Source organism: Nocardia sp. NPDC004168 (assembly GCF_040610355.1).
In the GTDB taxonomy this organism is placed as follows: Bacteria; Actinomycetota; Actinomycetes; order Mycobacteriales; family Mycobacteriaceae; genus Nocardia; species Nocardia sichangensis.
Map to the genome: position 1 here is coordinate 54,231 of NZ_JBEXME010000004.1, position 22,910 is coordinate 77,140.

The following is a 22,910-nucleotide window of genomic DNA, read 5'->3' on the forward strand; positions in this document are numbered from 1 at the left end:
CGAATCACGACCGGACCGTGCCCAGGCGAGCTGTCGGCGCTGACATCTCACACAGTGTCTTTTCAGAACACCATGCGCATCGTGACCTACGCAACAGAATCGCTCGAAGCCCGCCGCCGCGGAACGCCCGTAACCGAATCGAGGACTACTCGGAACCTCACCGAATCCCGGAGCCGCGAAACTGGCAGACTCCAAGGCATGCGCGGAATCATTCTGGCGGGCGGCACCGGCTCCCGGTTGCACCCGATCACGCGCGGGGTGAGCAAGCAGCTGGTCCCGGTCTACGACAAACCCATGGTCTACTACCCCCTTTCCACGCTGATGCTCGCGGGGATCAGGGACATCTTGGTGATCACCACGCCCGAGGACGCGGCGGCGTTCCGGCGGCTGCTGGGCGACGGCACGCAGTTCGGGTTGTCCCTGAGCTACGTGGTCCAGCCGGAGCCGGACGGCCTGGCCAGGGCCTTCGTCCTCGGCGCCGACCACATCGGCGGCGATTGCGCCGCACTGGTGCTCGGCGACAACATCTTTCACGGCCCCGGCCTCGGCACCAGCCTCAATCGCTTCCACGGAATCGACGGCGGCGCGGTGTTCGCCTACTGGGTGTCCGACCCGACCGCCTACGGCGTGGTGGAGTTCACCGAGGGACGCGCGGTGTCCATCGAGGAGAAGCCCAAGACGCCGCGGTCGAACTACGCCATTCCAGGGCTGTACTTCTACGACAACGACGTGGTGGAGATCGCCCGGTCGCTGCGCCCGTCCGCCCGTGGCGAGTACGAGATCACCGACATCAATCGCGCCTACCTGGAACAGGATCGTCTGAGCGTGGACGTGCTCGCCCGCGGTACCGCCTGGCTGGACACGGGTACCTTCGATTCCCTGCTCGACGCCGCCAATTACGTACGCACCATCGAGGAACGGCAGGGCCTCAAGATCGGCGTCCCCGAGGAGGTGGCCTGGCGGATGGGCTTCATCGATGACGAGCGGTTGTGCGCGCTGGCCGAGCCGCTGGTCCGCTCCGGCTACGGCCGCTACCTGCTCGATCTGCTCGAACGCGGACGGGACTGGTGAGCATGGAGTTCCGGGAACTCGCGGTGCCGGGCGCGTGGGTGATCACGCCGCGCCAGCACGGCGACAGTCGCGGCATGTTCCTCGAGGGGTTCAAAGCCTCGGAGTTCGAGAAGGTGACCGGGCGGCCGTTCGACCTGCGACAGGTCAACTGCTCGGTGTCGGCCGCGGGGGTGCTGCGCGGGATCCACTACACCGAGGACCCGCCCGGACAGGCCAAGTACGTGACCTGCGTGCGCGGCGCCTTCCTCGACGTGGTCGTCGACCTGCGCCCCGGCTCGCCGACCTACGGCCGCTGGGACAGCGTGCTGCTCGACGACGTCGACCGGCGCTCGGTGTTCCTGTCCGAAGGGCTCGGCCACGCGATCCTCTCGCTGGAGGACGGCTCGACGGTCACGTATCTGTGCTCCCTGGAGTATCAGCCGGAGTTCGACCACGATATCGACGCGTTCGATCCCACGCTCGGCATCGAGTGGCCGCGGGTGGGGCGCGACGGCCGGGAACTCACTTTCGTCCGCTCCGCGAAAGACACCGCGGCCCCGCCGTTCTCATGAGCGGCATGAGGATATCGCCCGCGCCGAGCCGAGCGTGGTGAGACGCGCAGCAGACGCGGTCCGCGCCGAGCCGAGCGGCGCGAAGGCAGTCCGGAAGTCCGGGCTCAGCGAGGCCGCATAGCGCCGAGCGCCGCCACCCGATACGGGTGACAGCGCTCGGCGGCACGGCAGTCAGGCGACGAGTTCCAGTTCCTTCACCTCGTCCGCCGCCTGCTCCCGGCCGCGGAATCGCGGCACGAAGGCCAGCAGGGCGACCAGCGCGCCGACGATGGACACGCCCGCGGCGAACTCCAGACCGGGACGGTAGGTGTCGAGCATCCCGGCGGCCGAGATGTCGGCGTGTGCGCCGGAGGCGATGATCGCCGTGGTCACCGCGAGCACGATGGCCGCGCCGACCTGCATGGACGTCTGCAGCACGCCTGCGGCGAGACCCTGCTCCTCGTCATCGATGCCGTTGGTGGCCTGGATGTTGATGGCGGGGAAGCCGACCCACCCGATGCCGATGAGCAGCACCGCGGGCAGCAGCATGGTCAGGTAGGAGGGTGCGGTGTCCAACCGCAGGAACAGCAGGTAACCGACGGCCATCACGGTCATGGTCACCGCGATCACCGGCCCGGTGCCGAAACGATCGACGAGTCGGTCGGAGAAGAAGGCCGACAGCACGACCAGCAGACCGACCGGCAGCAGCGCCATGGCCAGCTTCAGCGGAGACCAACCGAGAGTGTCCTGCATGTACAGGGTCACGATGAACTGCCAGCTGAAGTAGGAGCCCGCCACCGCCACGATCGCGAGACTGGCCCGGACCAGCGAGGACTTGCGCAGGATCCCGAGACGCACCAGCGGGTAGCGCACCCGCTTCTCCACCGCGACGAATCCGGCGAACAGCGCGGCGACCGCGACGAACGAACCGATGGTGCGCGCGGACGCCCACCCGGCTTCCGGCGCGGCGACCACGGTGTAGACCAGCAGCAGCATGGCGGCGGTGGACAGCAGCGCCCCGAACAGGTCGTGGCCGCCTTCCTCGGCCGGCTTGTCCTTGGGCACCAGCACGTAGGCCGCGGCCAGCGCGGCGAGCGCGATCGGCACCGGGAGCAGGAACGTCCAGCGCCAGCCGACGCCCGTCATCAGACCGCCGAACAGCAGGCCCATGGAGTAGCCGCCCGCGCCGAACACCGTGTAGATGGACAGCGCCTTGTTGCGGGCGGGGCCCTCGGCGAAGTTGGTGGTGATGATCGAAAGGCCGGTCGGTGCGGTGAACGCGGCGGCGAGGCCCTTGACGAAGCGGGTGAGGATCAGCAGCGGACCGGAGCTGACCAGACCGCCTGCCAGCGAGGCGACCGCGAAGACGGCGAGCGCGATCAGGAAGACCTTGCGCCGCCCGAGCAGGTCGGCGGTGCGGCCGCCGAGCAGCAGCAGACCGCCGTACCCGAGGACGTAACCGCTGACCAGCCATTGCAGGGTCGAGGTGGACAGATCGAGTTCCGTGCCGATGGACGGCAGCGCGACGCCGATCATCGAGACGTCGAGACCGTCGAGGAACAACACGATGCACAGCGTGATCAGCATGCCCCAGAGCCGGGCTGACCATCTGGTCGGATCGGTCGCCTGAGCGGCCGAGAGCGTTGCTGGTGAAGTCATGCGGGGAACATTACATGCGCACGCATTAAATGCCAACACATTTAATGCGGTTGCATGGACATGCCGTGCCCACTAAGATGGGGCCATGTCGAAGCCGACCACCGTGAGCACAGCCCGGCGCGCTCCCGCGCCGGCCGGGCTGGTTGGAGAGTGGCGTGAGCTGCTCGACCGGCACGCGGCGGTGAGTTGTGCGCTCGAGAAAGCGCTCCAGAACGGTCATAACATCGGTCTCAGCGAATTCGAGACGCTGGACCGGCTGATCGACGCGAACTGTGGCGACTACCGGATGAGCGACCTCGCCAACGACATCTACCTCAGCCAGAGCGCGCTGTCGCGGGCCGTGGCACGGCTGGAGCGCGACGGCCTCGTTCAGCGCACCATGTGTGCGGAAGACCGCCGCGCCGTGTTCGTCTGCCTCACCGAGAAGGGCCGCGAGGTCTACGACCGGGCCCTGCCCACCCACCGGGCGGTATTGAGCGACACCTGGGGATTGCCGGGGCCGCCGAAGTGCTGATCAGCGCGGCCTGAAGCGTTTTACTCAGAGCGCTTTCCGTGCGTCCTCGATGCGCTCACGCGCGTCGATCGTCGCCGCCTCGATGCTCGCGAACGCCGCTCGGAAGCGCGCGATCTCGTGCTCCTTGTCCACGTAGACGGGTCCGGTGAATGTCTCCAGGTAGACCACCGGCGGTTCCGGCCGCTCGCCGGAACCCGCCTCGGCGAACTCCAACAGCACGAAACGACCCGACGCCATGCCGTCGTGATAGCCGCAATCCGCGGGCACCAGCCGGATCCGGACGTTCGGCAGCTGCGCCATGCGGAGCAGATGGTCGAGTTGCTCGGCGGTCACCGCCGGGCCGCCGATGCGCCGTCGCAGCACCGCCTCATCGATCAGCGCGTCCAGCCGCAGCGGCGCGTCGGCCCGGGTGACCAGGGTCTGCCGGGCCTGGCGCAAGCGCACCCGGCGGTCGATCTCGTGCGCGGCCAACTCCGGGTGCGCCGCCGTGCACAGCGCGCGAGTGTAGCCCTCGGTTTGCAGCAGGCCGGGTAGGAGTTCGTTCTCGTAGGTGGACAGCCTGGTGGCCGCCTCTTCCAGCCCGATATAGACGTCGAAGCCCTCCGCGATCACGTCGCCGTAGGTGGTCCACCAGCCCTTGGCCTTCGTGTCGCGCGCCAACGCGCGCAGCGGTTCGAGCAGGTCGGGCGGCGCGCCGTAGACCTTGCACATCGCCTCGACATCGAGTCCGCGCAGCGAGGTCTGCCCGGTCTCGATCCGCCAGATCTTCGCCTCCGACCACTCCAACTGCTGCGCGGCCACCCGCGTGGTCATCCCGGCCCGGTTGCGCAGATCACGCAAATGCCTGCCGAGCTGCCGCCGCGGCATAGTCGATCCGGTCGTTCCCTGCGGTAAAGCCATGCTTCCCCCCTGTTCGCCCTGCACCGCGCGCACCGTGAACCATCCTCGGTCTGCGACGCGGCACGCCCTCGGACACCCGAGGTGGATGCCGGGTATCCGAACAGCATTGTTCACAGTGAAGCTCGCAGCGGTCACGGCGCGTGTCCCAGCCAGGCCGGTGGCCCCTGCGAGTCAAACTACTTCCGCACGACGCGATTTCGTCCCTACCTGCGCGGGTTTCGCTTGCGGAAGCGCCAGAATTGCACCGCCCGAACGTCTTCGGACAGCTGGTTGACCGGCTCGGCCACGTCCGACAACGCCTGGAACAGGTCGTCGGCCAACTCGCTGATGTGCTCCACCCTGGTCGCCAGACGCGAGGCGTTCACCAGGAACTCGAGCATCAGGCGCACGGCGGCGGCGATGGTCAGGCCGAGCGGCACGCCCAGCACCGCGGCGAGCACGCCGAGCACCGCGGACACCCGCCACGCCGATACCGTCAACGTGATGGGCACGGCGAAGGCGAACACCAGTCCCAGGATGTAGGCCAGCGGCAAGAGAGTGCCGGTAGCCGGGCGGTGGAACTGCACGTCGAGCAGGGCGCGCGCGGCCGCGGCGCTCCACTGCGCGAACGCGCGCGGGCTGCGGAACGGCTCGGCGGGCTGCTCTTCGTCGGGAGCGGACCTGGAGAACCGCTCGGCCGCCGACTCTTTCCACGTGATCCAGCGCGATTCGGCCTCGTACTCGTCGGCGTCCGCGGGCGCGCCGGGTCCGTTGGCTTCGTCACTCATGCCGGGTCCTCCTTCGAGCCTGACGCTCATGCCGAGAATCCTCCCTGTCCGGGGCGGGGGGATCCAGCCGGAAACACACGCCCCCGGTATGTTTTCGCACCCGCAACACCCATCACGCCCACCCCACAGCGATCTCACAGCTCCGGCGCAGCGAGTGGCCAGGTCCACGGCCGAAAGTAGCTGCGTGGCAAGCATGGCGAGCCACCTCGGGATGCCCGGCGATACCCGGACGAACCTTCCGGAAATGAGACGTAGGCGACACTCTGGAAATTCTTTCGGAGAACCCGTAACGCCCACGGCGTCCCCCGCCGATACGACCCATGAATGCAGGACCCAGAGATCTACCGGGGAATGGAGAAGACAGTGCGCACCACGTTTCCGACTTCCGTCACGGCGGCCGAGCTGACCGCCGCTGCGCAGGACTACAACCAGCGCGGGTGGACGGTCGCCGAAACGGCCAACGGTCTGAGCCTGATCACCGACGACGACCTGTCCGGCATCGAGGTCACCGGCGAGCTGGCCGGCGAGGTCCGCCGCTTCCTGCGGGCGAACAACCTGTCGGGTGCGGTTATCGAGATCCCGGGCACGGAGCGTCGCGAGATTCACCTGGTCACGGGCGTCCGCAAGGCGGCGATGGCGCTCGAGGCGCTGCGCGAGGCCGGAGCGACCGTGTACACCGACGGCGCGGGCATCCCGCTGCCGCCCACCCACCTCTCGGCCGGTTCGGCTTGCTGGGGCGTCGCGCCCGGCGAGGCCCGCTGGGTTCCGCCGGTCGTCGCGATCGCCGCGGCCGTGCGCGCCGCCACCACGTCGCGCCGCGCCAAGCTGACCATCGCCTGCTGAGCAACGCACCCCTGAGCGAGTTCACCTGCTGATCGCGGGCCGGGCCCGCGCTACCCGGCCTGTTTGCGACCGGTATCCGTCCCGGCGCTCCGGATCCCCACCCCGGAGCGCTGCCGGGTACCGGTCGTTCGGCGTCGCCGATATCAAGCGTTCTCTTTTCAGTTCCACTGTCGAACGCGAAGATGGGGTATGGCCCCGATCACGCAATCGCGCAATCTGCTGCGGACCTGCCCGCTCTGTGAGGCGGTCTGCGGCCTGGAAATCACCCTGGATCCCGACGACCACGTGACCTCGGTCCGCGGCGACCGCAGTGATCCCTTCAGCAAAGGCTTCATCTGCCCGAAGGGAGCCAGCTTCGGTCATCTCGACGAGGACCAGGACCGGGTGACCGACCCGCTGATTCGTGACCGCGCTACCGGTGCCTGGCGCACCGTGACCTGGGACGAAGCCTTCGATTACATCGCCGAGCGGTTCCCCGCCGTCGTGGCCGAGCACGGAACCCAGTCGGCAGCGGCCTACTTGGGCAATCCCAACGCGCACACCGTGGCGGGCACGCTGTACGTACCGGCGTTGCTACGCGCGCTGGGCACCAAGAACATCTACTCCGCCAGCACCGCCGATCAAATGCCCAAGCAGGTGGCCAGTGGGCTGATGTTCGGCGATCCGCTCACCGTGCCGGTGCCCGACCTCGACCGCACCGATTACCTGCTGATGCTGGGGGCCAATCCGCTGGAATCGAACGGTTCGCTGTGCACCGCACCGGATTTCCCGGGCAGGCTGAAGGCGCTGCGTGGCAGAGGCGGCCGCTTCGTGGTGGTCGATCCGCGGGTCACCCGCACCGCGAAACTCGCCGACGAGCACCTGTTCATCCGGCCGGGCAGCGATGCGTACCTGCTGTTCGGCATCGTGCACACGCTCTTCGCCGAGCAATTGACCGATCTGCGCGTCGAGGTGACCGGCCTGGACGAATTGCGCACCGCCGCCGCCACGTTCGACCCGGAGACGGTCGCGGCCCGCACCGGCGTACCGGCGTCCACGGTCGTGCGGCTCGCCCGTGAGCTCGCGGCGGCGCCGACCGCCGCGGTGTACGCCCGTATCGGCACGTGCACCGCCGAATTCGGCACCATCACGCAGTGGCTCGTCGACGCGATCAACGCGCTCACCGGCAACCTCGACTCCCCCGGCGGCGCGATGTTCGCCACCGCCGCGGCCGGCGGCATCCCCCGCACGAAGCCGTTCCGCGCCGGGCGCTGGACCAGTCGAGTCCGCCGGCTGCCCGAGGCGATGGGCGAGCTGCCCGTCGCGACGCTCGCCGACGAGATCACCACGCCGGGCGAAGGGCAGATCCGTGCCCTGGTGACGGTCGCGGGCAATCCGGTGCTGTCCGCGCCGAGCGGCGCGCGCCTGGACGAGGCGTTCGCCCAGCTCGAGTTCATGGTGAGCGTGGACCGGTACGTGAACGAGACCACCAGGCACGCGGATGTGATCTTGCCTCCCCCGCGTCCGACGCAATCCCCGCACTACGACTTCGCGCTGCTGCAATTCGCCGTGCGCAACTACACGCGCTACTCGCGCCCGCTGGTGCCGCTGGGTGACCGGCCTTCCGAACCCGCCGTCCTGGCTCGCCTCGCCGCCGCGCTGACCGGCAGGCCGCACGACGGCTCCGACGGGATCGATCCGCTCACCGCCGTGGACGAACTCGTCATCGCGGGGATGCTGCACAAGGCCGGTTTCCCCGAACGGCGCGGCGACCTGATCGGCGAGAACAGCACCGAGCAGCGCATCGACCTGATGCTGCGCCTCGGGCCGTACGGCGAATGGAACGGCGGCACACTCAATCTGCGAGTGCTCTTGGACAACCCGCACGGTATCGACCTGGGCCCGTTGCAGCCGCGCCTGCCGGGCGCGCTGCGTACGGCGAGCGGGCGGGTGGACCTGGCCCCGCAGCCGCTGCTGGACGACGTGGCACGGATGCGGGCGCGCCTGGCCGACGCCGCGCCGGAGATCGTGCTGATCGGACGGCGGCAGCTGCGGTCGAACAACAGCTGGATGCACAACATCTCGACGCTGGTGAGCGGATCGAATCGGTGCACGTTGCATATCAATCCGGCCGATGTGGAGCGACTGGGGCTGGGTGACGAGGCGGTGGTGAAATCGGCCGCCGGAACGCTGACGGTCCCGCTGGAGCCGACCGAGGCCATCATGCCCGGGGTGGTCAGCCTGCCGCACGGGTGGGGCCACGCCGACAGCGCGCAGACCGTGGCCCGCACGCACGCGGGCGTCAATGCCAATGTGCTCACCGATGATTCGGTGGTCGACGCGCCATCCGGCAACGCCGTGTTCAACGGCGTTCCGGTGACACTGACTCCGGCCTGACATCTCTCCAACCGATCCCGCAAATCCCGACCGGCCGGATATTATTCCGGCCGGTCGGCTTTTAGCTAACCGTCGGAAATACTTGCGCCGCAGCCGAATCAGGGGCATTCTCGACGGGGATTTCGACGTTTTGCCGCGTGGATCTCATCTAAAATGGACGCGATCTCGAGACGACCGCGGTTCAACGTCGAGCCTGGTGTAACCCGCATTCCGGCGACCGGAGGGGGCTGCGATGCCCGGTGGACACAGTGGCAGCGACGGAGAGCGTGAGCTGCAAGAACGGTACGGAACAGCAGATCGAGCACAGCGCTTCTACGATGATCAGGTGCTCGACCGGCTCAATCCGACGATGATAGATTTCATCGGCCGGATGGATATGGCGTTCATCGCCACAGCCGACGAACACGGCGAATGCGACTCGAGTTTCCGCGCCGGACTGCCCGGTTTCCTCCATGTGATAGACGACCGCACGATCGCCTATCCGGAATACCGCGGCAACGGCGTCATGGCGAGTCTCGGCAATATCTCGGAGAATCCGCACGTCGGGATTCTGCTCATCGATTTCGTGCGCGACCTCATCGGACTGCACATCAACGGCTCGGCCCGCATCGTCTCCGACCCGGCACTTCGCACCACCGTGCCCGACCTGCCCGTCAACCACAAAGGCCGCGCCGCGGAGCAGTGGGTGGTGGTCGATGTGCAAGAGGCATACATCCACTGCCGCAAGCACATCCCGCACCTGATCCCCGCCCCGCGCGAACAACGCGAGTGGGGCACCGACAACATTCGCGCCAAAGGCGGCGACTACTTCGGGGCGAAGGCGGAGAAACGTGAGCTGGCCGACACGATGATCAGCGGCTCCTGAAGGGCGTGGCGGATCACCGGCCGCGGCGAGGTTTGCCGGGCGCCGCCAGCGGTGGACCAGGCCCGTCAACCCCGCTGATGGTGCGCGAGCAGGCGGGTGAGCAGGCGGGTCAGATCGTTTCTGTCCTCGGCCGATAGCGGTCCGAGCAGGTCGTCTTGCACCTTCTCGAGCGCTTGATCCATGCGCCGCAGTTGCCCTTTGCCCGCCTCGGTGAGGGTCACGATATTGCGCCTTCGGTCGTCCGGGTCCGGCGTCCGCTCGACGAAACCCTGGCCGGCCAGTTCGTTGATCGCCGCCACCACGTCGCTGCGGTCCATGTTGCACCGGCGCCCGAGCTCGGCCTGGCTCGCCGCCCCGAACTCGTCCAGCGCGGCCAGAATGCGGTAGTGGTACCCACGCGCACCCACCTCGCCGAAGCTGTCGGACGCCAACCGGTGGGCGTGCACGGCCAACTGGGTGACCAGCCAACTCGGCTTCGCGGCCAGGCGCGCGGGTGTCTCCTCCACAACAGCCACCATACATCGTTGGCACTGCCAATCAATCAGCCTGCCCGCGAGCGGCGCATCATCGAGACCTCCCTCGGGCAATGCCACAGCCGTGTGCCTGGACGACAGCGAGGTCTAATTGCTTGGTGCTCAACATACTTCGTAACGTCGGGGTAATTGCTGCCGATCAGTCGGTTGTGCGGCACTACGAGCCGCCATCCACAACCACGGAAGAGGCCACCTGATGAAGAAGCTTGTCGTCGTCACCGCCGTGATCGCAGGACTCGTCGTTCCGGTGGGCTCGGCCGCCGCGGAACCTGTCGCCGCACCTGTCTCCACACCCGTCGCCACGATCTCGGCCGTGACCCCGGTGGGTTCCTGGTCGGAGGATCTGTTCTGCGCCGTCATCAAATTCCTGAAGGGCGGCTGGGCAGGCCGTCCCACCGACTGCTCGTTCTGACCGGCTGAGCGCGATTCCTCGACTCGAACCTCTCTCGACTGATCCATTCGGGGCGAGGCTTGGGCCACCGCTCCGCGGATCCGAGAAGCGCCCGGACGCCGTCAACGAGGTCGTACGTCCTGCGGGGTGACCCCGAATCGTGCCTTGAACGCGGAGCCGAAGGCGCTGAGGGAGCGGAAGCCGCTGGCGTAGGCGATTTCGGCGACCGTGCGGTCGGAGGAAGATTCGCGCAGGCGGCGGTGGGCGCGGTCGAGCCGCGCGCCGCGGATCAGCTCGCTCGGTGTCGTGCCGGTGTGATGCAAGGCCAGTTGGACCTGGCGCAGTGACCAACCGAGGCTTCGTGCGATCTCGATCGGAGTCAGATCGGGATCGTCGGCGTGCCGGAGCACGTGGTCACGAACCGCGGTGTCCACCGTGGCCAGCACGGTCGGCATCGCGGCGCGGCGGCGCAGGCAGAGGCGGAGCAGATCGATGATCGTGTCGCAGGCGGCGGCGAACTCGGGACCGTCGACAGTCGCACGCTGCTCTCCGAGTTCGCTGATCAGACCTGAGACGACCGCGCCCAAGCCCTCGCGCAGGTCGATCAGCGCAGGTCCCGCGCCGACTTCGAGCGGCAGAGCGCCCGCGGGGACGTTCATCACCCACCCGCGCGCAGCGAGGGGCTGGCCGAAGTCGACGGGACGCGTCTTGGTGACGACCGCGCCGTACCCCGGCAACACCTGGGCGGTGGCGTCGTCCTGTCGGAGCCGCACTTCTCCGTCGGTCGCGATCATCACCCTCAGACCCTCATCGCCGTCACGCCGGATATCCGCACGGGATCTGGAATAGACGATGCTGTCCGACCAGAAGTCGATCAGCTGATAGCCCGCGTATCGCTGCACGGCCATCGCTCCTCGGAACGACGACGGACTGGCGAAACGGCACTGCAAGGTGCCCTGATTACGACCGACGTGCTCGGCCCAGAGGTCGGCCGACTCCCGGGGCAGGACCGCGCCGGTATCGACCCGCCCCACGAAATACGGCTCGGCGACCGACACCAGCAACCTCCCAGACCGACGTGCGCGTTTCCGTCAGACCCGTGCACGGATCAGGTCGAGCGCGCAGCGGTCCACGCTTAACGTGAGTCTCGATCGTACAGATCACAGACCAGGACACCGGCGTTTCACCGTGTGCGGGAACATGCGACGCAGATCGGCCGCCCGCTCACTGCAAGGAATGAGCACAGTCATGGACCGCAGGCATATTCATCTACCGACTCGGCTGGGGCTGCTGCATGTCGTCCTGACCGGCAGCGGCGATCCGATCGTGATGTGGCCGAGCCTTCTCATGGACGCTGCCCTCTGGGACGCCCAAGTGAACCATTTGGCCCGGGATTTCCTGACCATCGCGGTCGACCCGCCCGGGCACGGGCGGTCCAGCCGCCTCGAACGACCCTTCACCTTCGACGAGTGCGCGGCGTGCGTCGCCGACATCCTCGATCAGCTGGAACTACCGAAGACCCATTTCCTCGGGAACTCCTGGGGCGCCATGATCGGCGGCACCTTCGCCGCCGGTTTCCCTGACCGCGTCGAATCCGCGATCCTGATGAACGGCACGGCGTCATCGGCCCCGCTCGCTCAGCGGGCGCAGTACCGGATGCTGCTGATGGCGGTCCGGATACTCGGCGGGATTCGCCCGCCGCTCACCGGATCGGTGGTCCGGGCATTTCTCGGTCCGACGACCGAACGCACGCGCCCGCAGGTCGTCCGACAGGTTCTCGACGTCGCCCGCCGCAATGATCCGGCGTCGCTCGTGCACGCCGTCCGATCCGTGGTGACCGACCGCCCGGACCAGCGGCGCCTCTTCTCCTCGATCACCTGCCCCACGCTGGTCATCGGAGGTCGCGAGGACCGCACCTTCCCCGTGCCCGAGCTCGAGGTCATGGCCGACGCCATCCCCGGCTCGCGGCTCGTGGTCCTCGACGGAGCCGCACACCTCGCGGCCGCGGAGGTCCCCGACGAAGTGAATCGTCTGGTCGGCGCCTTCCTGGCCGACCACGCCGCGACGAGCGGATAATTCAGCGGAGCTTGAAGATCACCAAGCGTTGGACGATGAAGTTGATGACGGTCGCGGTGCCCTGGGCGACGACGAAGGCAAGCGGCTGGCGCCACCACTCGTCGGCCAGCGAGAAGTACAGCAGGTTGTTGATGCCGACCTGCACCGCGAAGGTCACCGCGTAGAGAACGACCACCGCGAGGAAGCGGATGCGGCTGGGCGGAGCCTGGAAGGTCCAGCGGCGGTTGATCAGGTAAGCCGTTGTGGTGCCCGCCACGAAGCTGATCGACTTGGCGACGCCGACCGGGAGACCGACCAGGTTCAGCAGCAGGCTGTAGAGCCCGTAGTCGACGACGGCCGAGAACCCGCCGGTGAGGGTGAACCGGATGATCTGCGTCTTGAGGTCGACCTCGGTGCCGCCGGGCTCGTCGACCAGGGGCAACTCGGCCGGAAGCGGCAGTTGGGGTTCGGCTTGCACGCCGACGAGCGTAGCGCCGGACCGGGTTGGGCACTCATTTCGGTTCTAAACCGACGTGTTCGTCACTACCCATGGGTAGAGCGACCGCGTCCCCATCTGCCGTCATACCTGTAGCCTCTATGCCGATGTCCACGAAAGCTCCGACCGCCACCAAGACAACCGGGAACGACAAAGGCGCCGGCGTCGCGAACGACGGCCCGGCCGCGGGCACCGCGTTCACTCTTCCGACGCGCACCCGCACGTTGACCGGGTGGGGTCGCACCGCACCCACCTCCTCCGAAGTGCTCTCGACCAGCGATCCCGAACTGATCGCCAAGGCAGTCGCCATGGTCGCCGAGGACAACGACGGCAAGCCCGCCCACCTGCGGCGCGGCGTGATCGCGCGCGGCCTCGGCCGCTCCTACGGCGACCACGCGCAGAACGCGGGCGGTCTGGTCGTCGACATGACCGCGCTGAACAACATCCACCGGATCGACCGCGACACCCGCATCGTGGACGTGGACGGCGGCGTCAGCCTGGACCAGCTCATGAAGGCCGCGCTGCCGTTCGGCCTCTGGGTCCCGGTGCTCCCCGGCACCCGCCAGGTGACCATCGGCGGCGCGATCGCCTCCGACATCCACGGCAAGAACCACCACAGCGAGGGCAGCTTCGGCAATCACGTGCGCTCGATCGATCTGCTCACCGCCGACGGGCAGGTGCAGCACATCACGCCGAAGCGCAACGCCAAGCTGTTCTGGGCGACCGTCGGCGGCAACGGGCTCACCGGCATCATCCTGCGCGCCACCATCGAGATGGTGCCGACGGAGACGGCCTACTTCCTCAACGACGGCGTGAAGACCACGACCCTCGACGAGACCATCGCCGCGCACAGCGACGGCAGCGAGGCCGACTACACCTACTCGAGCGCCTGGTTCGACGTGATCAGCCCGCTGCCCAAGCTGGGCCGGGCCACCATCACCCGGGGCAGGCTGGCGAAGCTCGACGAGCTGCCCAAGCGGCTGCGCAGCAAGCCGCTGAAGTTCGACGCGCCGCAGCTGATGACCGTCCCGGACATCTTCCCGAACTGGACGATGAACAAGCTGACGCTGATGTCCATCGGCGAGGCCTACTACCGGATGGGCGGCAACTACACCGGCAAGGTGCAGAACCTGACGCAGTTCTACCACCCGCTGGACATGATCGCGGAGTGGAACCGCGGCTACGGCTCCAACGGCTTCCTCCAGTACCAGTTCGTGGTGCCGACCGAGGCGGTCGAGGAGTTCAAGCGGATCATCGTCGACATCCAGGCCTCCGGGCACTACTCGGCGCTGAACGTGTTCAAGCTGTTCGGCCCGGGCAACCAGGCCCCGCTGAGCTTCCCGATGCCGGGCTGGAACATCTGCGTCGACTTCCCGATCAAGCCCGGTCTCAACGAGCTGGTCGGCGAGCTGGACCGGCGCGTGCTGGAGTTCGGCGGGCGGCTGTACACCGCGAAGGATTCGCGGACCACCGCCGAGACCTTCCACAAGATGTATCCCCGGATCGACGAGTGGATCAAGGTCCGCCGTAGCGTCGACCCCACAGGCGTTTTCATGTCCGATATGGCGAGAAGGCTGGAGCTGCAGTGATCAATGCCGTTGGTAACCCGCAGTCGATTCTGCTGCTGGGTGGCACGTCGGAGATCGGCTTGGCAATCTGCGCGGAGTACCTGAAGAAGGGGCCCGCGCGCATCACCCTTGCGGCGCTGCCCGGTGATCCGCTGCGCGAGGGCGCGGTCGCCCAGATGAAGGCCGCGGGCGCGAGCCAGGTCGAGGTCATCGACTTCGACGCGCTCGACACCGATGGGCACGCCAAGGTGATCGACGCCGCCTGGGACGCGGGCGACGTGGACGTCGCGATCGTCGCCTTCGCCCTCGACGGCGATCCCGAAGAGCTGTGGCAGAACCAGGCCAAGGCCGTGCGAGTCGCCCAGATCAACTACACCGCCGCGGTCTCCGTCGGCGTGCTGGTCGGCGAGAAGATGAAGGCGCAGGGCTTCGGCCGGATCATCGCGATGTCCTCCGTCGCCGGCGAACGGGTGCGCCGCTCGAACTTCGTCTACGGATCGACCAAGGCCGGTCTGGACGGCTTCTACCTCGGGCTCGGCGAAGCGCTGCGGCCGCACGGCCCGCGTGTACTGGTGATCCGTCCCGGCATGGTGCGGACCCAGTTCTCCGCGCACGTCAAAGAGGCTCCGCTCACCGTCGACAAGGAAGACGTCGCGGCGCTGGCGGTCGCGGCATCGCAGCGGGGGAAGGAACTGGTCTGGGCGCCGGGAACCTTCCGCTACGTGATGATGGTGCTGCGGCACATCCCGCGCTCGATCTTCCGCAGACTGCCGATCTGATCGGCGACCGAACTCGGACATGGTGCCCGCGTGATCAGTGATCGCGCGGGCACCTATCGTCTGACGGAGTGACCCTGTGAACCCGGAGGCGCCATGCGAGTAATCCAGTGCGACGAGCGCGGAGCGGTCCGTTGAGCACGGTGACCGCGGCGGACGAAGCGCCGCCGCGTCCCGTCGATCCGGCCCCCGCGCCGGGGCGCGGGTCACTCGTGGCACGTCAGATCGCGGCCGGCGTCGGCGAGGCCGCGCTCGCGGCGGTGGTCGCCGCCGTGGTGGCCGTCGTCGGGCTCGTCGCGTTCTCGCTGGTGCAGTGGCCCGCGTTCAACTCCTCCAACGTGACGCGGGCGCTGACCACGGTCGGGCAGGTCGGCGCTGCGGTCGTGCTCGCGGTCGCGATCGCGCTGCTGCGGCTGCGCAAGTGGCCCTGGATAGCGAAACTGCTGTCCTGGGTGGGTCTTTCGACGTTCGTCACGTTCACGCTCGGCATGCCGCTGGCGGCGACGAAGCTGTACCTGTTCGGCGTCTCGGTGGATCAGGAGTTCCGCACCGAGTTCCTCACCCGGCTCACCGATTCCGCCGCGCTGCGCGACATGACGTACGCGGATCTACCGTCGTTCTACCCCGCGGGCTGGTTCTGGATCGGCGGGCGGGTGGCGAATCTGCTCGGGATGGACGGCTGGGAAGTATTCAAGCCGTACGCGATCACGTTCCTCGCCGTGGCCGCGGTGGTCGCGCTGGTGTTGTGGTCGAAGCTGATCCGCGCGGACTGGGCGGTGGGCGTCGCGGCGGCGAGCACGGCGGTCACCCTGGCCTACGCCGCCCCCGAGGCCTACAGCGCCGTCATCGTGCTGCTGCTGCCGCCCGCGCTGGTGCTCGCCTGGGGGGCGCTGTATCGCCCGCTGGAGGGCGTGACGGAGGAGCATCGCACGGCCGGTGGCTGGGGCGCGGTCGTCGGCACGGGGCTGTTCCTCGGCTGGGCGGCCACGTTCTACACCCTCTACTTCCTCGTGGCGGCCTTCGCGGTGGCCCTGATGGGTCTGGTGGCGGCCTTCCTCGCGGTGCGTGCGCGGCGCGCCGACCGTCCGCGCCGCGCACGCGCGGCGACCGGGCCGACCCGTCCCGCGTGGCGCGCGGCGGCGCCGCCGCTGGTGCGGCTCGTGGTGATCGCGGTGATCGCCGGGCTGTTCGCGCTCGTCGTGTGGGCGCCGTACCTGGCGAAGGCTCTGCGCAGCGCGACGGCGAGCTCCGGGACCGCCCAGCACTATCTGCCGGAAGCGGGAGCGGAACTGCCGTTGCCGATGTTCCAGTTCTCCCTGCTCGGGGCGTTGTGCCTGATCGGCATCATCTGGCTGGTGCTGCGCGGCGCGTCGTCGCGACGGGCGCAGGCGCTGGGCATCGGCGTGGCGGCGATCTACCTGTGGGCGCTACTGTCCATGGCCGCGACCGCGGCGGGCACCACGTTGCTGTCGTTCCGTCTGGAGCCGGTGCTGTTGGTGCTGCTGTCGGTCGCGGGCGCGTTCGGGTTCGTGGAGGGCGCGCGGGCGATCTACCAGGCGTTGAACGAGCCCGCCCGGTTCCGGCTGGTGGCGATCGTCGTCGCGACGATCGGCGCGTTGGCGTTCGCCCAAGACATCCCGCACGTGCTGACTCCGGAGATCACGACTGCCTACACAGACACCGACGGAGACGGAAAGCGAGCCGACAAACGGCCTGTGTCGGCCGTGTCTTTCTATGACGAAGTGGATGCGGCGCTCACCGCGCAGACCGGGCGGCCACGCTCGGACACGGTGGTACTCACCGCCGACACCAGCTTCCTGTCCTTCTATCCCTACTTCGGCTTCCAGGCGCTCACCTCCCACTACGCCAACCCGCTCGCCGACTTCGCCGGCCGGGCGGCGACCATCGAGAGCTGGAGCAAGCTGAAGACGCCGCAGGAATTGATCGACGCGCTCGCGGCGAGCCCGTGGCGCGCACCGGACGCGTTCCTGTTCCGGCGCAGCGGCGACACCTACACACTGCGGCTGGCCAAGGACGTCTACCCGAACGACCCGAACGTGGCGCGCTATTCGGTGAGCTTCCCCAAGGAACTGTTCGCCGACCCGCGTTTCACCACCACCGACATCGGACCGTTCACGCTGGTCACCGTCCACCGCTGAAATCGCGGCGGTTGAACTCGCGCGCAGTGGATACCCCTCTCGTTTGTCGGTCCACGCACAGCGTGGTTGCAACGGAGGGCGCTGGCGAGGAGTGATGCGCAGGTGACACAGGCACAAGACGCCGAGACCGACCTACCGGCGGAATCGGCGACGGTCGCGATCGCGACGAAAGAGGCGACGGCGACCGGAGTGCTCACCACTCCCGCGCGTACCCGGCGGCTGCCCCGACTTCCGCTCGCCGATCTGCTCGTATGCGCCGGTTACCTGACGCTGGCCGCGACGGTGCTGTCGGGCCAGTGGCGCGATACCGACAACGGATACCTGATCAAGAGCGGTCAGGACCAGACGATGTGGGAGTGGTTCTTCGCCGTCACCGCACACTCGGTGGCCGCCCTGCACAACCCGCTCGGTACCGATCTGCAGAATTTCCCGGCCGGGGTGAACATGATGGCCAACACGGCCATGTTCGGTGTCGGCGTGCCGCTGACACCGGTCACCTTGCTTTTCGGGCCGACCGTCACGTTCGTACTCGTGCTCACCCTCGGTCTGGCCGGAACAGCGTTCGCGTGGTATCGCCTGTTCGTCCGCGAGCTCGTCCGGTCCCGGGTCGCGGCGGTGATCGGCGGACTGTTCTGCGGATTCGCGCCCGGAATGATCTCGCACGCCAACGCCCACCCGAATTTCGTCGTGCTGCTGTTGCTTCCGATCATCGCGGGTCTGCTGATCCGGATTGCGCGGCGAGCGGCCGCGGCGGAACGGGAACGGCCGGGCGGGCGGGTACGGGATGCCGCCGTTCTCGGACTTCTGGTCGCGACGCAGATCGCGCTCGGCGAGGAACCGCTGTTGATCTTCGCCCTCGCGTTCGGCCTGTTCGGGATCGTGTATTACGCGCATGCTCCGCGCACCGCGCTGCGCGTGACGCGAGTGGTCGCCCCGACTTTCGCGCTGGCCGCGGTGATCACGTTGGCACTCGCCGAGATTCCGCTGTGGTGGCAATTCTTCGGCCCGCAGAGCTATCGATCGATCGACCACGGCCCGATGGGCAACGACCTCGAAGCGCTGGTGCAGTTCCCGTCCGAATCGCTGGGCGGCGTGTTCGCGCCCGGCGCGAACGTGGCGATCAATCCGACCGAGCAGAACGCGTACTTCGGCTGGCCGCTGCTGCTGTTGGTCGTGTTCACGGTGGGAATGCTGTGGCGCGACCGCGTGGTGCGGGCCGCGGGCGTGGTGATCGCGGTCTTCGGCCTGCTGTCGCTGGGGGCGGTCGCCACGATCGGTAAACAGCCGACCGGCATCGATCTGCCGTGGCGCTGGGCCGAACATGTTCCGCTGTTGAACACCGTGCTGGAGAGCAGGATGAGCATGGCCGCGATCCCGGCCATCGCGGTGGTGCTCGCGCTGGCCAGCGACCGCGCGGTGGGGACATGGACGCAATCGGCGGTGGACTGGAAGCCGCTGGCCTGGTTCGCGGCGCTCACCGGTGCGCTGCTGCCGCTGATCCCGACCATCCTGCCGGTGGTCGAGCGACCGCCGACACCGGACTTCTTCGACGGCGCCGTCCGCCGTTACGTCGGCGACGGATCGGTGGTCCTGGTGCCGCCGCCCCGGCCACCCGACGCACGGGCGCTACGTTGGCAGGCCGACGCGGGTTTCACCTTCCCGCTGGCGGGCGGCTACTTCGTCGGCCCTACCGGTACCAGCAAGAAAGGCATCTACGGTCCTGAGGCCCGTCCGACCACCGCTCTGCTGGTACAGGCCCAGGACACTGGAGTCGTACCGCCGATCGACGCGGGCGTGCGTACCCGTGCGCTGGACGATCTGCGGTTCTGGCAAGCCGACGTCTTGGTGCTGCCCGCGACGAAGAACGGCGAAGTGTTGCGGGAGACCGTGACCCAGCTGCTCGGATTCACGCCGACGCGGGTCGAGGACGTCTGGCTGTGGGACGTTCATTCGCTGCGCGCGTCGGGGGCAGTCGGCATCACACCGGGCGGTAGCTAGCATCAACCACCGTGCGACCGGACCGATCTTCTCCAGCGTTCACCCGTATCCGCTTGATCGCCCTCCTCTCCGGGCTTCTCGGATTCCTGCTGGCCTTGCTGACCCCGCTGCTGCCGGTGCGGCAGGATCGGGCGAGCCTGGACTGGCCCCAGTCCGGCGCCAGGAGCGTGGCGGCGCCGCTGGTGTCCTACGAGCCGCTGCGGTTCAGCGCGACGCTGCCCTGCTCGATGACCGGAGAGCTCGGATCGGGCGGCACGCTGCTTTCCACCGCCCCCGTGGCCTCCGGGCGTGCGGCTACCAAGGGCCTGGTGGTCTCGGTCGCCGACGGCGTCCTCTCGGTGGTGCAACGCGACATCCCGCTGTTGTCCGCGCCGCTGGCCGAGGTCGGGTCCTGCGCGACGATCCGCATCGAGTCGACCGCCGCCGCGACGACGGCTGAACTCACCGGCGTCACCCGGCAGGATGGCACGCCGTTCCAGTCCACGGTCGGCCGGGACATCCGGCCGCAGCTGGTGGGCGTGTTCACCGATCTGAAGGCCGATCGGCTCGCCGGAGCGCAGGTGCACGCGGACATCGACTCGCGTTTCTCCTCCACGCCGACGCCGTTGAAGCTGGCCGCCATGATCGCCGCCGCCGTGTTCACGCTGATCGCACTCGTCGCACTGCATCTGCTGGACACCGCCGACGGGCGCCGACCGCGCCGGTTCCTGCCCGCGCACTGGTGGCGGGTCACCCCCGCGGACGGCGTCGTGCTGGGCACGCTGGCGCTGTGGCACGTCATCGGGGCGAACACGTCCGACGACGGCTACATCTTGAACATGGCGCGCGTCTCCGGGCACGCGGGCTACATGGCGAACTACTACCGGTGGTTCGCGGTCCCCGAGGCCCCGTTCGGGTGGTCGTACGAGGTGCTGGCGTGGATGTCGCGGATCTCCGACGCCAGTCTCTGGATGCGACTGCCCACGCTGCTGGCGGGCGTGATCTGCTGGCTGGTGATCAGCCGCGAGGTGCTGCCCCGCCTCGGCGCGCGGGTGCGCCGCAACAAAGTGGCGCTGTGGACGGCGGGCCTGGTCTTCCTCGCGTTCTGGCTGCCCTACGACAACGGCCTGCGCCCCGAACCGCTGATCGCGGCGGGCGCGCTGCTCACTTGGTGCTCGATCGAGCGCGCCATCGCGACCGGACGGCTGCTGCCCGCCGCGGTGGCCGTCCTGATCGCCGCGTTCTCCCTCGCGGCGGGCCCCACCGGCCTGATCTGCATCGCGGCGCTGATCGCCGGTTCACGGCCGGTGCTGCTGATCATCATCAAGCGCGCTCGCGGCGCCGTCCCGGCCCGGACCGGGCCCGACGCCGACGCGGCCGCCGCCGGTTCCGCCGAAGCCGCGGCCGCGGTGAACGCCCCCGCGAAGGTGCGCGAGCCGTCCCGGGCGGGCGCGGTGTTCCGGTTCGCCGCGCTGGTCGCCCCCGGCCTCGCCGCGGGCACGCTGGTGCTGGTGGTGATCTTCGCCGACCAGACCTTGGCGACGGTGCTGGAAGCCACCCGGGTGCGCACGATCGTCGGCCCGAACGTCGCGTGGTTCGACGAGCGCACCCGCTGGGACTCGTTGCTCATGCTCTCGCCGGACGGTTCGCTGGCGCGGCGGTTCGGCGTGCTGGTGATGCTGCTGTGCCTGCTCGTGTGCGTGCTGCAAGTTCTGCGCAAGGGCCGGATTCCGGGCACCTCGCGCGGCCCCTCGGTGCGCATTCTCGGCATCGTGTTCGCATCGCTGTTCCTGATGATGTTCACCCCCACCAAGTGGACGCACCACTTCGGCGTGTACGCCGGACTGGCCGGATCGCTGGCCGCGCTCGCGGCGGTCGCGGTGGGCACCACCGGTATTCGCTCGCCGCGCAACCGCGCGTTGTTCGCCGCCGCCGTGCTCTTCCTGCTCGCCGTGACGTTCACCGGCTCGAACGGGTGGTGGTACGTGTCCAGCTACGGTGTCCCGTGGTGGGACAAGGCGCCGTTGATCGCGGGCAAGGGGCTGTCCACGTTGTTCCTCGGGCTGAGTGTCCTCGCGCTGCTGGTCGCGATATGGCAGCACTATCGCGAGCCGTACCGGCGTGAGCGGCCTGGAGCGCCACGGCGATTCGACCGGTGGGCCTCCGCGCCGCTGACCGTGGCCGCCGCGCTGCTGGTGATCTTCGAGGTCGCCTCGCTCGCCAAGGCCGCTGCCACGCAGTACCCCGCGTACTCGATCACCAAGTCGAATGTGCAATCGGTCGGCGGGGATTCGTGCGCGCTGGCCAACGAAGTGCTCGTCGAGACCGACACCGCCGATTCGCTGCTGCAGCCCTTCACCGGATCGCCTGCGGACGGCTTGGCCGCGCAGAACAAAGGATTCACCCCGAACGGGGTCGCGCGTGACCTCACCGCAGACGCGGAGGAGACGGTCACCGGCGGCGCGAACTCCGTGGACAAGGATTCGGAGAACAAGACCACCAATACCACCGGCGCGGGCACCGGCGGCGGCACCACCGAGCAGGCGGGCATCAACGGCAGCACCGTCGCGCTGCCGTTCGGTCTCGACCCGGCGAGAACCCCGGTGCTGGGCAGCTACCAGGAGGGCGAGCAACAGCAGGCGAAGCTGACCACCCAGTGGTACCGGCTCGACCTGACCGACAGCATGCGCAACGACCCCGCCTACCAGGTGCTCGCGATCACGGCGGCGGGCCGGATCCGCTCGGTGGACGCCGACGGTGTGCTCACCTACGGACAGGAACTGCACCTGGAGTACGGCGTCCGTGGCGCGGACGGCGAGGTGCGCACGCTCGGCTCGATCGATCCGCTGGACATCGGCCCCGCGCCGTCCTGGCGCAACCTGCGGGTGCCGCTGGACCGGCTGCCGGCGGAAGTGAACGCGGTGCGGCTGGTCGCGATCGACAACGACATCACGCCCAAGCAGTGGCTGGCCGTCACCCCGCCCCGGCTGCCCAAGCTGGCCACGCTGAATTCCGTGGTCGGATCGCAGGCTCCCGTGCTACTCGACTGGCACGTCGGCCTCGCCTTCCCGTGCCAGCGGCCGTTCGACCACAAGGACGGCGTGGGCGAGATTCCGCAGTGGCGCATTCTGCCCGACCGGGTCGGCTCCGACGCCTCGAACGCCTGGCAAGACGACATCGGCGGCGGCCCTCTCGGCTGGACCGGCCTGCTGCTGAAATCCCAAACCGTCCCCGCATACCTCGACCGCGACTGGGCTCGCGACTGGGGCTCCCTCGAACGCTTCACCCCCTACGACCCCACCGCCATTCCTGCCCCCATCACCACCACAACCCGAACCCGCACCGGCCTCTCCACCGACGACCCCATCCGCATCCGCTGACTCCGCGAGTGGCACATGGTGGAGCGGGCTTCTCGCGATTCGCCGCAGCC

Annotated in this window: 19 protein-coding genes; 13 read left to right on the forward strand and 6 right to left on the reverse strand. The window is 68.5% G+C overall.

The genetic code is table 11. The features are described from left to right. The first annotated feature begins 198 nt into the window (after positions 1–198). Together rfbA and rfbC are read left to right on the forward strand one after the other, a co-directional pair. The gene (gene rfbA, locus ABZW96_RS09735) at positions 199–1,071 is read left to right on the forward strand and encodes a glucose-1-phosphate thymidylyltransferase RfbA (RefSeq protein WP_355073084.1); all 873 of its coding nucleotides are present in this window, start codon (positions 199–201) and stop codon (positions 1,069–1,071) included. A gap of 2 nt (positions 1,072–1,073) precedes the next feature. Beyond that, on the forward strand, positions 1,074–1,622 hold the full coding sequence (rfbC, locus tag ABZW96_RS09740) for a dTDP-4-dehydrorhamnose 3,5-epimerase (protein ID WP_355073734.1): 549 nt from the start codon (positions 1,074–1,076) through the stop codon (positions 1,620–1,622). A gap of 171 nt (positions 1,623–1,793) precedes the next feature. On the opposite strand, the gene ABZW96_RS09745 is transcribed toward rfbC, so the two are convergent. Next, on the reverse strand, positions 1,794–3,260 hold the full coding sequence (locus tag ABZW96_RS09745) for an MFS transporter (RefSeq protein WP_355073086.1): 1,467 nt from the start codon (positions 3,258–3,260) through the stop codon (positions 1,794–1,796). An 85-nt stretch (positions 3,261–3,345) separates the two neighbouring features. Here ABZW96_RS09745 and ABZW96_RS09750 point away from each other — a divergent pair, with 85 nt between their 5' ends. Then, positions 3,346–3,774 carry a MarR family transcriptional regulator gene (locus ABZW96_RS09750; protein WP_355073088.1) on the forward strand — a complete coding sequence of 143 codons (429 nt, stop codon included), beginning with the start codon at positions 3,346–3,348 and terminating at the stop codon, positions 3,772–3,774. Between the two features lie 24 nt (positions 3,775–3,798). Here ABZW96_RS09750 and ABZW96_RS09755 read toward each other — a convergent pair whose 3' ends face one another. Together ABZW96_RS09755 and ABZW96_RS09760 are read right to left on the reverse strand one after the other, a co-directional pair. After that, positions 3,799–4,641 (reverse strand): helix-turn-helix transcriptional regulator, encoded by an 843-nt coding sequence (locus tag ABZW96_RS09755; RefSeq protein WP_355073090.1) that lies wholly within the window; start codon positions 4,639–4,641, stop codon positions 3,799–3,801. A gap of 236 nt (positions 4,642–4,877) precedes the next feature. Next, the gene (locus ABZW96_RS09760; RefSeq protein WP_355073092.1) at positions 4,878–5,441 is read right to left on the reverse strand and encodes a DUF4282 domain-containing protein; all 564 of its coding nucleotides are present in this window, start codon (positions 5,439–5,441) and stop codon (positions 4,878–4,880) included. Between the two features lie 324 nt (positions 5,442–5,765). On the opposite strand from ABZW96_RS09760, the gene ABZW96_RS09765 reads away from it, so the two are divergent. From ABZW96_RS09765 to ABZW96_RS09775, 3 genes are all read left to right on the forward strand, one after another. Then, a complete protein-coding gene (locus ABZW96_RS09765; protein ID WP_355073094.1) occupies positions 5,766–6,284 on the forward strand; it encodes a hypothetical protein in 519 nt (172 codons plus the stop codon). A 189-nt stretch (positions 6,285–6,473) separates the two neighbouring features. Further along, positions 6,474–8,660, forward strand: coding sequence for a molybdopterin-dependent oxidoreductase (locus ABZW96_RS09770; RefSeq protein ID WP_355073096.1), 2,187 nt, complete (start codon positions 6,474–6,476; stop codon positions 8,658–8,660). Between the two features lie 232 nt (positions 8,661–8,892). Then, a complete protein-coding gene (locus ABZW96_RS09775) occupies positions 8,893–9,525 on the forward strand; it encodes a pyridoxamine 5'-phosphate oxidase family protein (RefSeq protein WP_355073098.1) in 633 nt (210 codons plus the stop codon). A 65-nt stretch (positions 9,526–9,590) separates the two neighbouring features. Here ABZW96_RS09775 and ABZW96_RS09780 read toward each other — a convergent pair whose 3' ends face one another. Then, positions 9,591–10,031, reverse strand: coding sequence for a MarR family transcriptional regulator (locus ABZW96_RS09780; RefSeq protein WP_355073100.1), 441 nt, complete (start codon positions 10,029–10,031; stop codon positions 9,591–9,593). 223 nt (positions 10,032–10,254) lie between these two features. Between ABZW96_RS09780 and ABZW96_RS09785 the strand changes: the two genes are divergently transcribed. Next, on the forward strand, positions 10,255–10,470 hold the full coding sequence (locus tag ABZW96_RS09785) for a hypothetical protein (RefSeq protein WP_355073102.1): 216 nt from the start codon (positions 10,255–10,257) through the stop codon (positions 10,468–10,470). A gap of 101 nt (positions 10,471–10,571) precedes the next feature. Here ABZW96_RS09785 and ABZW96_RS09790 read toward each other — a convergent pair whose 3' ends face one another. Beyond that, positions 10,572–11,507, reverse strand: coding sequence for an AraC family transcriptional regulator (locus tag ABZW96_RS09790; RefSeq protein WP_355073104.1), 936 nt, complete (start codon positions 11,505–11,507; stop codon positions 10,572–10,574). A 178-nt stretch (positions 11,508–11,685) separates the two neighbouring features. Here ABZW96_RS09790 and ABZW96_RS09795 point away from each other — a divergent pair, with 178 nt between their 5' ends. Then, positions 11,686–12,525 (forward strand): alpha/beta fold hydrolase, encoded by an 840-nt coding sequence (locus tag ABZW96_RS09795; RefSeq protein WP_355073105.1) that lies wholly within the window; start codon positions 11,686–11,688, stop codon positions 12,523–12,525. Between the two features lies 1 nt (position 12,526). On the opposite strand, the gene ABZW96_RS09800 is transcribed toward ABZW96_RS09795, so the two are convergent. Further along, positions 12,527–12,982 (reverse strand): GtrA family protein, encoded by a 456-nt coding sequence (locus tag ABZW96_RS09800; protein WP_355073107.1) that lies wholly within the window; start codon positions 12,980–12,982, stop codon positions 12,527–12,529. Between the two features lie 119 nt (positions 12,983–13,101). On the opposite strand from ABZW96_RS09800, the gene ABZW96_RS09805 reads away from it, so the two are divergent. The 5 genes from ABZW96_RS09805 to ABZW96_RS09825 all read left to right on the forward strand — a co-directional run bounded on the left by ABZW96_RS09805 (position 13,102) and on the right by ABZW96_RS09825 (position 22,860). Continuing rightward, positions 13,102–14,589 (forward strand): FAD-binding oxidoreductase, encoded by a 1,488-nt coding sequence (locus ABZW96_RS09805; RefSeq protein ID WP_355073109.1) that lies wholly within the window; start codon positions 13,102–13,104, stop codon positions 14,587–14,589. Further along, positions 14,586–15,347 carry a decaprenylphospho-beta-D-erythro-pentofuranosid-2-ulose 2-reductase gene (locus ABZW96_RS09810; RefSeq protein ID WP_355073111.1) on the forward strand — a complete coding sequence of 254 codons (762 nt, stop codon included), beginning with the start codon at positions 14,586–14,588 and terminating at the stop codon, positions 15,345–15,347. Before ABZW96_RS09805 ends, ABZW96_RS09810 begins: the two co-directional genes overlap by 4 nt. Positions 15,348–15,556: 209 nt before the next feature. Then, entirely contained in the window at positions 15,557–17,503 is a 1,947-nt protein-coding gene (locus ABZW96_RS09815) for a galactan 5-O-arabinofuranosyltransferase (RefSeq protein ID WP_355073736.1), read from the forward strand. A 102-nt stretch (positions 17,504–17,605) separates the two neighbouring features. Further along, positions 17,606–19,501 carry a glycosyl transferase gene (locus ABZW96_RS09820; protein ID WP_355073112.1) on the forward strand — a complete coding sequence of 632 codons (1,896 nt, stop codon included), beginning with the start codon at positions 17,606–17,608 and terminating at the stop codon, positions 19,499–19,501. Positions 19,502–19,512: 11 nt separating this feature from the next. Beyond that, positions 19,513–22,860, forward strand: a complete 3,348-nt coding sequence (locus tag ABZW96_RS09825) for an arabinosyltransferase domain-containing protein (RefSeq protein WP_355073114.1) — start codon at positions 19,513–19,515, stop codon at positions 22,858–22,860. Positions 22,861–22,910: the final 50 nt, after the last annotated feature.